This window comes from Enterococcus sp. 5H (assembly GCF_028128615.1).
Taxonomy (GTDB): domain Bacteria; phylum Bacillota; class Bacilli; order Lactobacillales; family Enterococcaceae; genus Enterococcus_L.
Genome location: NZ_AMDP01000026.1, coordinates 41,715 through 55,956, shown reverse-complemented (window position 1 = coordinate 55,956; position 14,242 = coordinate 41,715). Strand labels below are relative to the sequence as shown.

Annotated in this window: 11 protein-coding genes and 1 other RNA gene; 3 read left to right on the top strand and 9 right to left on the bottom strand. The window is 35.7% G+C overall.

Features of this window, described 5'->3' with window-relative positions:
• Positions 1 to 24: 24 nt before the first annotated feature.
• The 5 genes from C240_RS11165 to C240_RS11145 all read right to left on the bottom strand — a co-directional run bounded on the left by C240_RS11165 (position 25) and on the right by C240_RS11145 (position 4,279).
• Positions 25 to 1,524 (bottom strand): carboxypeptidase M32, encoded by a 1,500-nt coding sequence (locus tag C240_RS11165; RefSeq protein WP_271495644.1) that lies wholly within the window; start codon positions 1,522 to 1,524, stop codon positions 25 to 27.
• A 9-nt stretch (positions 1,525 to 1,533) separates the two neighbouring features.
• Positions 1,534 to 2,697 (bottom strand): THUMP domain-containing class I SAM-dependent RNA methyltransferase, encoded by a 1,164-nt coding sequence (locus C240_RS11160; protein WP_271495641.1) that lies wholly within the window; start codon positions 2,695 to 2,697, stop codon positions 1,534 to 1,536.
• 128 nt (positions 2,698 to 2,825) lie between these two features.
• Positions 2,826 to 3,195: RNase P RNA component class B (rnpB, locus tag C240_RS11155), an RNA gene on the bottom strand.
• 19 nt (positions 3,196 to 3,214) lie between these two features.
• Positions 3,215 to 3,643 (bottom strand): cell division regulator GpsB, encoded by a 429-nt coding sequence (gene gpsB, locus C240_RS11150; protein WP_271495638.1) that lies wholly within the window; start codon positions 3,641 to 3,643, stop codon positions 3,215 to 3,217.
• Positions 3,644 to 3,736: 93 nt separating this feature from the next.
• Positions 3,737 to 4,279 carry a DUF1273 domain-containing protein gene (locus C240_RS11145; RefSeq protein WP_271495635.1) on the bottom strand — a complete coding sequence of 181 codons (543 nt, stop codon included), beginning with the start codon at positions 4,277 to 4,279 and terminating at the stop codon, positions 3,737 to 3,739.
• A gap of 61 nt (positions 4,280 to 4,340) precedes the next feature.
• Between C240_RS11145 and recU the strand changes: the two genes are divergently transcribed.
• Entirely contained in the window at positions 4,341 to 4,982 is a 642-nt protein-coding gene (recU, locus tag C240_RS11140) for a Holliday junction resolvase RecU (protein ID WP_271495630.1), read from the top strand.
• Positions 4,972 to 7,275 carry a PBP1A family penicillin-binding protein gene (locus C240_RS11135; RefSeq protein ID WP_271495627.1) on the top strand — a complete coding sequence of 768 codons (2,304 nt, stop codon included), beginning with the start codon at positions 4,972 to 4,974 and terminating at the stop codon, positions 7,273 to 7,275. The genes recU and C240_RS11135 overlap by 11 nt, the downstream gene beginning before the upstream one ends.
• Positions 7,276 to 7,326: 51 nt before the next feature.
• Here the strand turns inward: C240_RS11135 and C240_RS11130 are convergent, their stop codons facing one another.
• The 4 genes from C240_RS11130 to C240_RS11115 form a co-directional block, all read right to left on the bottom strand.
• Positions 7,327 to 8,931: a CTP synthase gene (locus tag C240_RS11130; protein WP_271495623.1), complete on the bottom strand. Its 1,605-nt coding sequence runs from the start codon at positions 8,929 to 8,931 to the stop codon at positions 7,327 to 7,329.
• 243 nt (positions 8,932 to 9,174) lie between these two features.
• On the bottom strand, positions 9,175 to 10,842 hold the full coding sequence (locus tag C240_RS11125) for a peptide ABC transporter substrate-binding protein (protein WP_271495620.1): 1,668 nt from the start codon (positions 10,840 to 10,842) through the stop codon (positions 9,175 to 9,177).
• Positions 10,843 to 10,870: 28 nt separating this feature from the next.
• Entirely contained in the window at positions 10,871 to 12,241 is a 1,371-nt protein-coding gene (locus C240_RS11120; RefSeq protein ID WP_271495617.1) for a transglutaminase-like domain-containing protein, read from the bottom strand.
• Between the two features lie 16 nt (positions 12,242 to 12,257).
• On the bottom strand, positions 12,258 to 13,322 hold the full coding sequence (locus C240_RS11115) for a dipeptide epimerase (protein WP_271495614.1): 1,065 nt from the start codon (positions 13,320 to 13,322) through the stop codon (positions 12,258 to 12,260).
• A gap of 302 nt (positions 13,323 to 13,624) precedes the next feature.
• Between C240_RS11115 and C240_RS11110 the strand changes: the two genes are divergently transcribed.
• Positions 13,625 to 14,191, top strand: coding sequence for a helix-turn-helix domain-containing protein (locus C240_RS11110; protein WP_271495611.1), 567 nt, complete (start codon positions 13,625 to 13,627; stop codon positions 14,189 to 14,191).
• The last annotated feature ends 51 nt before the right edge of the window (positions 14,192 to 14,242 follow it).

Genomic DNA, 14,242 nt, shown 5'->3' with positions numbered 1-14,242 from the left:
CTCCCTGCTTTCTGATGCTAATGCTTATTCTGAAATTTTATATACATCAAAATAAATAGACTTCATGTAGTCGATTAAATATTGAGGATTCAACTCTTCTCCTGTTGCATCAAGAATCAATTGATTCGGTTTTCTAGACGCACCATACTGGTGAATATGCTGAGTTAGCCAATTTTTGATTGGAGAATAATCGTTACTAGATAAAACAGTATCGACATCCATTTCCTTTTTCATTGCATGATGTAATTGAGCTGCATACATATAACCTAATGCATATGACGGGAAGTAACCAAAGCTGCCGCCAGACCAATGAACATCTTGCACAATTCCTTCTAGATCATTTTCAGGACGAATGCCAAGATATTCTTCATACTTATCGTTCCAAATTTTTGGTAAATCCGCAACTGAAACATCTTCGTTAAAAATCATTTTCTCAATTTCATAGCGAATAATAATGTGTAACGGATAAGTCAAACTGTCCGATTCAATTCTAACTAAACTAGCCTTTGTTTCTTTCAATGAATCGTAGAAGACATCAAAATCAATGTCGTCAAATGTTCCTTCTGTACACTCTTTAAAGAAAGGATATTGTTTTTGCCAGAATTGTTTATTACTGCCAATAATTATTTCATTGAACAACGATTGAGATTCGTGAATCCCCATTGATGCACCTGTTGATAGTGGTGTGTAGTCATATTTTGGATCAATACTTTGTTCATAAATTCCATGTCCAGCTTCATGAATAACGCCAAATGTTGCCATTGAAAAGTTATGTTCATCCCAACGTGTTGTAATACGAGCATCGTTTCGGTTTAAATCTAGCATAAATGGATGAACCGTATCATCTAAACGACCACGAGTAAAATCATAACCTAATTGCTCTGTGACACCCATCACAAATTTTCGTTGTTGCTCTTTAGTTACTTTTCTAGTTAAAAAATCAGTTTGAGGAACAGTGCCTTTTTCAGCAATTGTCGCTCTAATTTCCATAATTCCATTTTTTACTTGAGTAAAGATTTTATCTAGTTTTTCAACCGTTAACTCAGGTTCATATTGATTTAATAGAACATCGTAATTGGTTGCTTCATCTTTTTTCCAATAAGGAATAAATTCTTTTAGAAATTCGATGATCGTTTCAATCTCAGTTTGCATTTTTTTGAAATCTTTAGCTTTTCGCGCTTTAAGCCATGCAGCATGAGCGTTCGTCAACGCCGTATTATACGCCTGCATACGTTCAGCTGGAATGCTATGATTTAATTCATAATCTTCTTTAACCTTTTTATAAACCTCTGTACCTGTTTCAGTTAACTCCTCTGTGTGAATGTCAAAATAAGCTATAGCGTCTTTAATTTTCGTTCCTACGCTGCGCTCAAAAGCCATTCCCGATAAATAACCAACTACTTCTCCGCGAAATGAACTGCTGGTTTCAGGCATCCCTGTTTGACTATCCCACTCCAGTAAGCCTAGAGCTTCATTTAACAACTCAATTTCTTTAACTTCTTGCAGAAATTCTTGTTCTTTCATACATTACACCTACTCTTCCCTTGGTTTTCTAGGTGGTCTTTCTCCCCAATATTGGAATAAATCAGTCCGTAGGGCACCATTATACAATTTTCTTTTTTTCGTTGCTTTGGCTCCATAAAACTGTTCAAAGGTTAAATCACTCGTCAATATATATTTACTCCAAGTTTTTAATGGTCGGAAAACTTCTCCCATTTCTTTATATAACTGACGTACAGATTCTTCTTCGCCTAAACGTTCTCCATATGGAGGATTTGCGACCATTACACCATATTCTTTATCTGTAGTAAAATCTTTTAAAGCTAGTTGTTTAAATTTAATGGAATTACCTAAACCGATTTCTTCTGCATTCGCTTTGGCAATTTCAATCATTTTTCCGTTAATATCAGTTCCTGTTATGTCCAATTCAATATCATAGTCAGCTTTTTCATCAGCCTCTGTCCGGACTTTCTCAAATACTTCTGAATCAAACCAATCCCATGTCTCACAGACAAACTCACGATTAAACCCAGGGGCGATATTATGACCAATTAATGCCGCTTCAATACAGATTGTACCTGAACCGCAAACAGGATCATAGAACGGACGATCTTTACGCCAGTTGGTCAATGTAACTAGCGCTGCTGCCATGTTTTCTTTTAATGGTGCACCGCCTTTTTCAATTCGATACCCGCGTTTAAATAAACTAGGACCTGTTGTATCAATAGTCACTGTTACATGATCTTTTAAAAGGGCCACTTCTAATTGGAAAAAAGCGCCAGTCTCAGCTAAAGGCACGGTTGCTGGACGATGATACACTTCTCTCAAACGATTAACAATTGCCTTTTTCGTAATTGACTGACAATCTGGCGTACTATAAAGCTTTGATTTAATAGATTTACCTGCAACCGGAAACTCTGCATCCATTGGTAAATAATCTTCCCAAGGCAAAGCTTTAACTTTTTCAAACAACTCGTCAAAACTAAAAGCATCGAATTCACCAACAATGATTTTCACACGGTCAGCAGTTCTTAGCCATAAATTTGCTGTAGCAATCGTTTCCATGGTGCCTTCAAACAAGGCTTTCCCATTCTCAACTTCACAAGGAATACCTAAATCACGTAATTCTTTTCCAACTAATGCTTCTAAACCACTTGCAGCTGTCGCTACTAATTTGAATGTTTTTTCTTTTGTCATTATATCTCCTCTTGTTCTTATTATCGTTAAGAACTGATAATTCTACTATCTACATTAAAAATCTTTATCTCTTACTTTAAAAAAAGCCTTCACAACAAAGTTGGAAGGTCATCCTGATACTTGTAATTTTCTATAAGCCATGTTCTGTATTGAATGCCTCTCAGGGAAAAACATTCAACGGTCATCATCTATCTGCAGAAATTAATCTGCCTCTTCTACTCGTTCATTTCCTTTAGAAGAGTGCCCCTACCATAGTTTGGGTTGCTCGCTCGAGGGGTTTACCGCGTTCCACCAATTCCGTTTCCAGAATTGCTTCGTCACTGTGGCACTTTCAAGGTTACTTTGACATAGCCGAAACCTTAGTCATTTTTCCTGCCGTTACTTTTACAAGTACCTTAGCTTATGATTTCGCTAAGCACGAACACTACAGACATCTCAGCCTGTGCGAGCATGGACTTTCCTCAGCTTGAAAAAATCAAACCGCGATCACCCGAAAATTACAAACAAAATTTAAATATTAAAATTGACGTGTTTCAGAATTATCTACTTCACGCTCATAAGGATTGTGGAAGCTGCTTTCATATGAGTTAGAATGACTCATTCCAGAAATTGGGTTTGAAGCAGGAGTATCGTCTAATTTTTTACCGAAAACTTCACGTTCTAAGTTAGACAGACGTTTTAAGATGTCAAAGTTTGTTACTGCTGCACTCTTAGGCATTTCCTGAGTACCACGAGGCATAGCTTGCTGAACTTTAGATGCTTGATCTAATTTAGCTGACAAACGATTGTTTTCTTCTTGTAATTTTAAAATTTCTTTGTTATATGCTTCATAATCTTTGATGACATTATCCAAAAACTCATCGACTTCAACTGGATCATAACCGCGCATTTTTGTTTTAAATTCTTTTTGCAGGATATCTTTTGGACTGTATACTAAATTTGCCATATTTACACCTCATTATTTTCTTTGATTAGGATAAAAGTTCATAGTTCAACAGCATTATTGTATCGGAAAACCGAGGAAAAATCAATTAGATTCTCACTCTTGCATCGAGTTTTGTAAATCATCCATGGTTATTAAGCGGATTTCATACGGATATTTCTCAGAAAAAAGTTCAGCATCTTTTAAGAAATACTCCGTTTTCCCAGGATATTCCTTATCATAAACAAGTAATGAAGCGCCTGAATGCTCTAATAAAAACTTTGTATGCATCTTTAATTGTGCTGGTGATTGATATGGCTGATGGCTCACTGAATCAACATAGTCAGCTAAACCTTCAATTTTTGTTAAGTTTCCTTGGTTTTTCTCATTCCAGTTACTGCCAAATTCTTTAAAAGGATAAATAATCCCCAATTTTAAATCAGGATAATCATTTTTCAATTCAGCAACCACTTCTGCTGCCCAAATTTCTGTCCCTAGGTTACCAGACACCAAAACCCACTCTAAACCAGCGTTCAAATAGTCACTTATTTCCCTTTTTAATACTTTTTTAATAACTGTTATTTTAGGGTCATTGTCTTGAAAAACCCCGATTTCAAAGCTTTTATAACCAGTCACATAAAGTGTTTTTACGTTTTCCATAGACATTCCTTTTCTTTCACAAAGATTTTTTGTTATAATGTTGCCTAGGAGTGTGATATAAATGGCTTTTCATTATCCTAATGGAACTCCCTATAGTAATCATGAAACACCTAAACAAAAAAAACAAGTAAAAAAACACAAATCAATTCAATTTGGTAAACGAGGAATGGATTTTGAAGAAGAAATCAACAAGAGTAATGCCTATTACTTACTACACAGTAAAGCTGTTGTTCACAAAAAACCGACTCCTGTTCAAATTGTAAAAGTTGATTATCCCAAACGTAGCGCGGCAGTAATCAAAGAAGCCTATTTCAGACAAGCTTCAACTACTGATTATAACGGTGTCTACAACGGATTTTATCTGGATTTTGAAGCAAAAGAAACACAAAATAAAACCTCTTTTCCTTTCAAAAATTTTCACGAACACCAGATTGAACATTTTAAACAATGTTTAGCTCAAAAAGGAATTTGCTTTGTTCTCTTGTGGTTTTCTTCATTGAACAGATGCTTCTTTTTAAGTGGAGAAAAATTAGTTACATATTGGTCCGAACAAAAAAGTACAGGCAAAAAATCGTTATCCCTGTTGACTATCGAAACAAACGGAATCGAAATCCCAATAGGTATCGCACCTAGAGTACCTTATTTAGGCGCAGTCGACCAACATATTCAATCAAACAAAGGAGTTGTGATTAATGACAACTGATGAAATAGGATCTCGTGCGGCCAGACACGGTCACACCTCTACTTCAACAACTACGGAAAACACACCTTCTAGCGGTGGCAAAAAACCAAAGAAAAAACGAATTCTATTGAAAATCTTTTTAGCGCTAGTTGTACTAGGGATTTTAGGATTACTTGCTGGGTTCGGTCTTTTTTGGTCTTATGCAAAAGATGCCCCCAAGCTAGATGACGAAAAATTAAGTGCCACTGTTTCATCAAAAATTTATGATGCCAATAATGAAGTTTTTGAAGAATTAGGTTCTGAGAAACGTGAAATGATCAAACCGACAGAAGTTCCTCAGTTATTAAAAGATGCTGTTGTTTCTGTTGAAGATAAACGTTTTTACAAACACAGCGGGGTTGATCCAATCCGAATTATCGGATCAGCTTTCTCTAACTTCAAAACAGGTGGTCTACAAGGGGGAAGTACCTTAACGCAGCAGTTAATTAAACTTTCTTACTTCTCCACCTCTGAACAAGATCAAAATCTTAAACGAAAAGCTCAAGAAGCCTGGTTAGCTATCCAGCTAGAAAAAGAAAAATCAAAAGAAGAAATCTTAACCTACTACATTAACAAAGTGTACATGGCTAATGGTTTCTATGGTATGGAAACAGCGGCACAGAATTATTATGGCAAACCCTTGTCTGAGCTTAATCTGCCACAAACGGCTTTATTAGCTGGTATGCCTCAAGCACCAAATGATTATGATCCTTATACAAAACCTGAGCTTGCTAAAGAGCGCCGTGACGTTGTTTTGTTTACAATGAAAGAAAACAATAAGATTACACAACAAGAATACGATGAAGCCAAAGCAACACCAATTGATGATGGTCTTCAACCACTTAAACAGTCGAATGATAATCGTAGAATTGTTGATAACTACTTAAAAGAAGTTATTAATGAAGTTGAAAGTATGGGTAAAAATATTTATACAGATGGTTTAGACATTTACACCAACTTAGATATGGCTGCTCAAAAACACTTATACGACATTGTTAATTCTGACGAATATGTTCAATATCCAGATGCTGATTTACAAGTTGCTTCAACAGTCATTGATGTTAAAACAGGGCAAGTTAAAGCACAGATAGGCGGACGCAATATTCCAGATGATGTTCAATTAGGGACTAATTTAGCAAATGAAACCGATCGTGATGTAGGTTCCACGATGAAACCAATTGCAGATTATGGACCAGCTATCGAAAACTTAAATTACTCAACCGGCCGAATTTTAATGGATCAGCCAACAAACTATAAAGGTACTAACATTGCTGTAAACAATGCTGATTTGCAATATTATGGTGCGCTAACTATGCGTAAAGCCATAATGTATTCACGTAATACCACTGCTGTTCAAACATTTGATGCCGTTGGAACTGACAAATCTGCTGAATTCCTGAATAACTTAGGAATTGAATTTAAGGAAATGGTCCCTGCTAATTCAATTTCTAGTAATACTAGTGAATTCGATGGTAATAAGTACGGTGTTTCTTCCTTAAAACTTGCTGCAGCTTATGCCACATTCGGCAATATGGGTGTCTATAATAAGCCGACTTACGTAAATAAAATTGTCTATCAAGATGGTTCTGAGGACGTTATTCAACCTGAAAGCAAGCGTGCTATGAAAGATTCTACTGCCTACATGATGAACGATATGCTTAAAGATGTTATCTCTGGCGGTACTGCCTTTAATGCTGCAGCAGATGGATTAGTTCAAGCTGGTAAAACTGGTACAGCCAATTATACTGAAGAAGATTTAGCCAAGATTGGGGCTTCAGCATCATCTAGTATCGCTCCAGACAGTACATTCGTAGGCTACACGCCAAACTATGCAGTTTCCGTTTGGACAGGTTATAAAAACCGTTTGACACCAATATCATATGAATATTGGGCTACTGCTTCTGATATTTATCGAGAAATGATGGTTTATCTTTCTCAAGGTAAGATGGGTGATGATTGGACAATGCCTGATAGTGTTGTACGTTCTGGTGGAGAATTATATGTGAAAGGTGCCTTTGAAGATATGCTACCTTCAAGCAGCAGCTACACAGCTCCAACTTGGGAAAGTTCATCTACTATGGAATCTAGTAGTACGACTACAACCCAATCAGAAACACCGCCAACTCAATCTAGCGAAGTTCCTGCTCCTACAGAAGAGCCTGAGGCACCAACAACAACCGATCAAAACGAAATTTCTACGCCAAGTAGTGAAGCGTCAACACCACCTTCGACGCCTGCTGCTCAAAATGCAACGGTCAGGAAACCTTCAGGTTGATGATATGAAAAAAGTACAAGACTTTTAAGCGGTCTTGTACTTTTTTATATACTATTTTTGATTGTTTAATGCAGCACCTACAAAGGCTTTAATTAAATGTTGTGGTCTATTCGGTCTAGAGATTAGTTCCGGATGGAATTGACAACCAACAAAGAATTTATTTTCAGGAATCTCAACAATTTCAACCAAACGATTATCTGGCGAAACACCTGAAAAGACTAAACCGTTATCTTCAAATAGTTGACGGTATTTATTATTGAATTCATAACGATGACGGTGACGCTCTTGAACAACTTCTTGTCCGTCATAAGCTTCTGCTGTTACGCTACCTTTTTTCAATTTACATGGATATAATCCTAAACGTAAAGTTCCTCCAAGGTTTTCAACATTTTCCTGATCTGCCATTAAGTCGATAATATTGTTGGTAATTTCCGGATTGTTTTCAGCTGAACCAGCATCTTCTAATTTAACCACATTACGGGCAAATTCTACACAGGCCATTTGCATACCTAAACAGATTCCTAAAAATGGTACATCATTTTCACGAGCAAAACGAATTGCTTCGATTTTACCTTCTACTCCCCGATCACCAAAACCGCCAGGAACTAAAATTCCATCAGCGTCTTTCAATGTTTCTGCAACGTTTTCTGCTGTTAATTCTTGTGAATCAATCCAATCAATTGCAATATCAGAATCAAAGGCAAATCCTGCATGTTTTAATGCTTCAACAACTGAAAGATAAGCATCTGGTAACTCTACATATTTACCTACTAAAGCAATTCTAGTTTTTTCTTTCAAGCTTAAAACTTTTTCTTCTAATGCACGCCATTCAGTCATATCAGCGACTGGCACATCAAGTTTTAAGTGATCACAAACAATTTGATCCATATTTTGTGCTTGTAAAGCCAATGGAATAGAATAAAGTGTTTCAACATCACGCGACTCAATCACGGCTTCTGGCGCAACATCACAAAATTGAGCTAATTTATTTTTGGTTCCTTGGGAAACTGGTAATTCTGTACGAACAACTAAAATATTTGGTTGGATACCTAAGCTGCGTAATTCTTTTACACTATGCTGTGTTGGTTTTGTTTTCATCTCGCCAGCAGCTTTTAAATATGGAATTAGTGTTGTGTGGATGTACATTACATTATCACTGCCCACTTCAGCTTTCATCTGACGTAACGCTTCTAAAAACGGTAACGACTCAATATCGCCAACTGTTCCGCCAACTTCGGTAATGATAATATCTGCATCTGTCATACTGGCAGCACGCATTATCTTATCTTTAATCTCATTAGTGATATGAGGAATAACTTGAACTGTCGCACCTAAATATTCACCTTTACGCTCTTTTCTCAAAACTTCTGAGTAAATTTTCCCAGTTGTCACGTTTGAATATTTATTTAAGTTGATATCAATAAAACGTTCGTAGTGACCTAAGTCTAAGTCTGTTTCGGCACCATCATCTGTGACAAAAACTTCTCCATGCTGGTAAGGACTCATTGTTCCCGGATCCACATTGATATATGGATCAAATTTTTGAATCGTTACTTTTAAGCCGCGATTTTTTAATAATCGTCCTAAAGATGCTGCGACAATTCCCTTACCAATCGAAGAAACCACGCCGCCTGTAACAAAGATGTATTTTGTCATAATATAAAAAAACCCTTTCTCTTAATAGATTTGTAGAGAGAAGTGAACGGCTCCAACCTTGTTTTTTCTCCATAAAAAACAAAAGCTCCCTATCCAAAATGAATAGGGAGCTGGAATTCGTTAAAAACTTCTGACCTTCTCAAAGGTGCCCAAGTAGTATAATACAAGCAAATCTGTTTGAGGTCAAGTGTTTCTGATAGAAGAATTATAAAAAATTTTATAGACTATTTGCCTCAAAAAATTTTATTCACTGATATAGGCATATTTATAGGTACTTGTTGCCCCAAAATTATGGTACTCAATCCCTTCAACGCCTGGTCGAACTAACTGTCCGCGTGCTTGTTGATATAAAGGAATCAAGGCCGCATCTTCTTCTACTAAAACTTTTTCTGCTTCAATTAATGTTTCCCAACGTTTTTCTGGTTCATTAGCATATTTATTTGAAGCATCATCAATTAATTGGTCAAATTTTTCGCTGTGGTAGCTTGTTTTGTTTTTCGTGCTAACAGAATTTTCCAAGAAGCTCATCGGATCTTGATAATCAGGTCCCCACATGCTGATAGAAAGTTCATAGTCCCCTTTTTTCATTAATTCAATTGAATTGTTTAAAGGCACTGTTTTGACGTTAATTTTCAAACCAGGCAATGTTTTTTCTAATTGACCTTGAATAAATTCAGCAACTTTTTTATCGCCATCGCCATCTTTAGATAGTAATTCAATTGTAATATCACCATTTAATTCCTTTTTCGCTTTTTCTAAATATTCATTTGCCAATTTTTCATCAGTTTTGACTAACTCGCCAGCTTCTTTTCTAAAATCCTCTCCTGTCTCAGGATTAGATACAAAATTTCTAGGAATATAGCCATAAATATCTTCAGAACCATCTGCCAAAATATTTTCAACTAAACTCTTTTTGTCCAATGCAAATGCTACTGCTTTTCGAACATTTTCATTAGCAAATATTGATGGTTGGTCATTTCTTTTTTGATTCATTCTTAGTGAATAAACTTTTGAGCGTTGGATTGCTTCATAATCGGGATTTTCTTTGTTTTGTTTAGCGAAGTCTCCCGTTAAAATGGCAACATCTAATTCACCTGATTCGTATAAGTTGAAAACAGTGTTCGTTTCTTTTAATACTTCAAAATGAATTTTTTCAGATTTTACTTTATCGGCATCATAATAGTCTGGATTTTGAACTAAATCCCATGACATAGAGGATTGATCCCAATTTTCCATAAGGAAAGGTCCGTTTGACACAATATTTTCACTTGAAGTTCCGTAATCTTTGCCCTTTTCAGTCACAAATTTTTCATTTTGTGGGAAGAAAGGTGAAAATGCTAATAATGACGTAAAATATGTGACTGGTTTTTCCATTTGAATTTCTAGCGTATAATCATCTAATGCTTTGACACCCAATTCATCAGCTGATTTTTCTTCATTAACGATTTCAGTTCCGTTAAAAATTGTTCCGTCCATCAAGAAAAAGTAATTTGCTTGATTTTTAGGATCAGCCATTTTCTTCCATGCAAAAACAAAATCATTTGCAGTTACTGGATCGCCATTTGACCATTTAGCATCCTCTCTTAATTTAATTGTATACGTCTTGCCATCTTCTGAGATTTCCGGCATTTCTTTTGCAACTGCTGGTATAACATTGTCATCTCCATCTAATTGATAGAGCCCTTCAAAAACATTCGACTGAGCATTAACACTTGGTTCATCTTGCGTAAAAATCGTATCCATCGAACCTATTTCAGAAGCTTCCATCAAATTTAATACTCTGGCTGATTTTTTACTATCTCTATCCCCATTTTGTGAACCATCTGCTTTTTTACTCGTATTTCCCCCGCAAGCTGAAAGCAATAGTATTGTTGTCACTAACACAAGACTTCTTCTTAACCCTTTTTTCATACGTTCCACCTTTTCCTTCATTTTTTTATTACACAAGTTCATCCATCGCTATTAGTTCTTGTTTTACATCTAGGTAAGCATAAGGAAGTCCTTGGTTTTTATATTCAAATTCACCGCGTTGATTATCGATTGGATCAGCTCTAAGATATTCTTTAGGCGGATTGAAATTTTTTTGAATCTCGCTATTAGCCGGCATTCTATAGATATCTAAATTGCCAAAGTAATAATTCCAACGATCCAAGTCACCCATTCTGTAAGCACCGCCGCCAAAAGATACATCTGCAAAAATCCAGCCGTAGGGTTCCACATAAAATTGTGCCCAATCATGACAACCAGTATAGTACTGTGATACATATAAGCCTGACTGCCATTTTGCCGGTATATTAGCCATTCGGCATAAAGTAATAAATAGAATCGCCTGAACCCCACAATCACCCTTTAAATTGACAGCTGCGTATTCTGAAATATTATTGATTGTAAAATATTCCCGCATAAAAGAATAATTGACTTTTGTTGTGATAAAATCATAAATTTTCCGTGCCTTTTTTACTGGATTAGTTTCCTCAGCTATTATTTCAGTCAATAATTCTCTCAAATATGGAGTGAAATGAATATGAGGTAATTGTTCACCTAAATCAAACTCCGGTTGCGTCTCTGATACCTGCTTGGGATCTAATTCGGTATAATCTACTTGATTGATATAACTATATTCAACTGAAAACTCTTGATTCTCTTCTAAAATAGTTTCAAAGTAAACTGTCCGCTGCGCCTCTGTTTCTGGTGCAATAAAGGTTGCTTCTGGTGTCGTATTTAAAATCTGAATATCAGAGATTTGTTTACAAGCTTTTGGCAAGGGTAAATAAACACGTACTTTTTCTCCTGGGCGTTCGTATTCTTTTTTAACTTGAATACTGGTTTTTAAATGAATCTTTGCTTTGCGAAAACCTTTTTCCTTCATTATTTGAACGTTCTGGGTTAATTCTTGTCTTCGTAAACGATCGACTTCATCATCTTCTTTGACGATCAATCGTGCAGCGTAATCTGCTTGTGTTTTGATTAAATTCATTAAAAAACGTCTTTGAAAATGTGTTTTTCCTTCTACGTAAAGCCAATCGACCAGCCCTGATTCTTTTAGTACGGTCAATTCTTGTTCATCGTAGTCTTTAAATGTTTCTCCCATCATTTTATTAGCTTCAGCAAAATCAAATGGATATTCATTAATACCGACAATCCGAATGACATCTTTTTCAATTTCTAAACGTTTTCTCAATGCATCCGGCATTTCAGTCGATAGTAAATAATTAATCAGTTTCTCAGCACCAGCAAAATCTCCAAAATTTTTCAACTTAACTACATCTTCTGGCAATGGAACACTCAAATAAGCTAAATCATTATACATTAAGCTATCTCCTCTCTTATTTATCCAAACCCAAACCAGCTTGACTCGATAATTGAATCATACTAGTCGCTTCTAAAGGTACACCACCCGGAATAGCTACTTCACTTAACCCAAACGTTGCATCTAAATCTGCCCTTGTAATATTTTTAGTCGCTGCAGCCAAGTGCGCAGCAGCGGTCACGCCTATATTTGTTTCTTCTACCATGCACCCAATCATACATTCAATTCCAGCTGCTTCACAGATGCTGTTTATTTTTATAGCTTCGTGAATACCGCCGCATTTCATTAACTTGATATTTACAAAATCTACTGCATGAGCTCTAATCAATCGAAGTGCATCCTTGGAATTAAAACAACTTTCATCAGACATAATTGGCGTAGCAACATTTTTCGTCACAAAAGCTAATCCATCAATATCATGATAAGCAACTGGTTGTTCTACTAATTCGATGTCATATTCTGATAAACGGTTAATCATATTGACAGCTTCTTTTGGTTTCCAGCCTTGATTGGCATCTAAACGTATTTTTACTTGACTGCCTATCGCTTCACGAATAGCTTTGAGTCGCGCTATATCCAAATCAGAGCCTGTGCCAACTTTTATTTTTAATGTATCAAAACCTTGATTAATTGCTAGTTTGGCTTTGTCCTTCATCACTTCTGGTGTGTCTAAACCAATTGTCATATCAGTCTTAACAGTTGAAGCAAAACCGCCTAACAGCTTATATAATGGCAAATCAGCTTTTTTTCCTAATAGATCATAACAAGCAATATCAACCGCTGTTTTTGCTGACGGTGCATGAGCTGCAATCGAATTCATTACGCTATGGACTTTTTCAATATCTAAAGGATCAATACCGATTAACTGCTTTTCAAAAAGCTCAATACATTCTGTCGTTCCTTTAAGAGTTTCCCCAGTAATTAAAATACCTGGCGAGCCTTCTCCATATCCAACAAGTCCTTCGTCAGTTTCGATTTTAACAATTGCGCTGATGGAATGATCGATCCTTCCAAGCGAAATTGTTATTGGATCTTTTAGCTTTACAGCTTTCGGTGTAACTTTAATTTTTGATATTTTCACAATTATTCCCCCGTATTTTACAATTTCATTAAAAACACATTTTACATCATTTTTTAATTATCCAAACAACATATTATATCTTCCTTAAAGATAAAATAAACACTCTTTTTTTAATTTTGAATTGAATTGTATCACATTTTTTGAATTCATTGTTACAATTTTAAGTTCAGTATTTGAAAATGTCAATACAATAATGAGATTTTAATGTGTTTTCTTTCATTAAAATCCAAGTACTTGTATTTTTTTAGTGAATCCGCGATAATATGAATGAAAAAAGGAATCTAAACAAAGGGCGGCTGTAGATGGAATTTAGAAAAATTAAACAATTACGGAAAGAAAAAAAGATTACTTTAACTGAACTAGGCGAAAAAACTGGTTACTCTGCAAGTTTTTTATCCCAAATTGAACGAGGCACTAATCGACCTTCGTTAGAAGCGCTGCGAAAAATTGCTGATGCCTTAAATGTTACTGTTGCTTCCCTTTTAGCCAGTGAAGCTCCTCAAGTAATTCAAGATGAAACAACCTCTGAAAAAGGCTATAAAGTTATTCGCAATTCTTCTGGAACAATTTATAATCCTTGGCAAACCAATTCTACTTATTACGACACATTGTTCAATTTACCCGTACATACAGATAACATGGTAATTTCTAAAATTTATATTGATGCACAATCGTCATCAAGCGGTAAAAAAATTGCTCATAATCTTTGTGAAATTAATTACGTATTAAAGGGTGAAGCCACGATTGAGCTAAAGGATGAAGTTTTGCAATTGAATGAAGGTGATGCTATCTTTTTAGAAGCTTTTACTCAACATAATATTATCAATGCTACTGAGCATGAACTGATGCTTTTTACTATGCAATTTTAGCTTCTTTTGCAATACTAGCCTAAATTAATGATCTGATTAGCTAAGCTATCG

Excerpts from the sequence above, each read along its gene's own strand:
- gpsB (WP_271495638.1), bottom strand. The coding sequence starts at position 3,643 with ATGGCAAATTTAGTATACAGTCCAAAAGATATCCTGCAAAAAGAATTT.
- C240_RS11120 (WP_271495617.1), bottom strand. The coding sequence starts at position 12,241 with ATGTATAATGATTTAGCTTATTTGAGTGTTCCATTGCCAGAAGATGTA.
- C240_RS11135 (WP_271495627.1), top strand. The coding sequence starts at position 4,972 with ATGACAACTGATGAAATAGGATCTCGTGCGGCCAGACACGGTCACACC.
- C240_RS11165 (WP_271495644.1), bottom strand. The coding sequence starts at position 1,524 with ATGAAAGAACAAGAATTTCTGCAAGAAGTTAAAGAAATTGAGTTGTTA.
- C240_RS11145 (WP_271495635.1), bottom strand. The coding sequence starts at position 4,279 with ATGGAAAACGTAAAAACACTTTATGTGACTGGTTATAAAAGCTTTGAA.
- C240_RS11130 (WP_271495623.1), bottom strand. The coding sequence starts at position 8,931 with ATGACAAAATACATCTTTGTTACAGGCGGCGTGGTTTCTTCGATTGGT.
- C240_RS11110 (WP_271495611.1), top strand. The coding sequence starts at position 13,625 with ATGGAATTTAGAAAAATTAAACAATTACGGAAAGAAAAAAAGATTACT.
- C240_RS11125 (WP_271495620.1), bottom strand. The coding sequence starts at position 10,842 with ATGAAAAAAGGGTTAAGAAGAAGTCTTGTGTTAGTGACAACAATACTA.
- recU (WP_271495630.1), top strand. The coding sequence starts at position 4,341 with ATGGCTTTTCATTATCCTAATGGAACTCCCTATAGTAATCATGAAACA.
- C240_RS11160 (WP_271495641.1), bottom strand. The coding sequence starts at position 2,697 with ATGACAAAAGAAAAAACATTCAAATTAGTAGCGACAGCTGCAAGTGGT.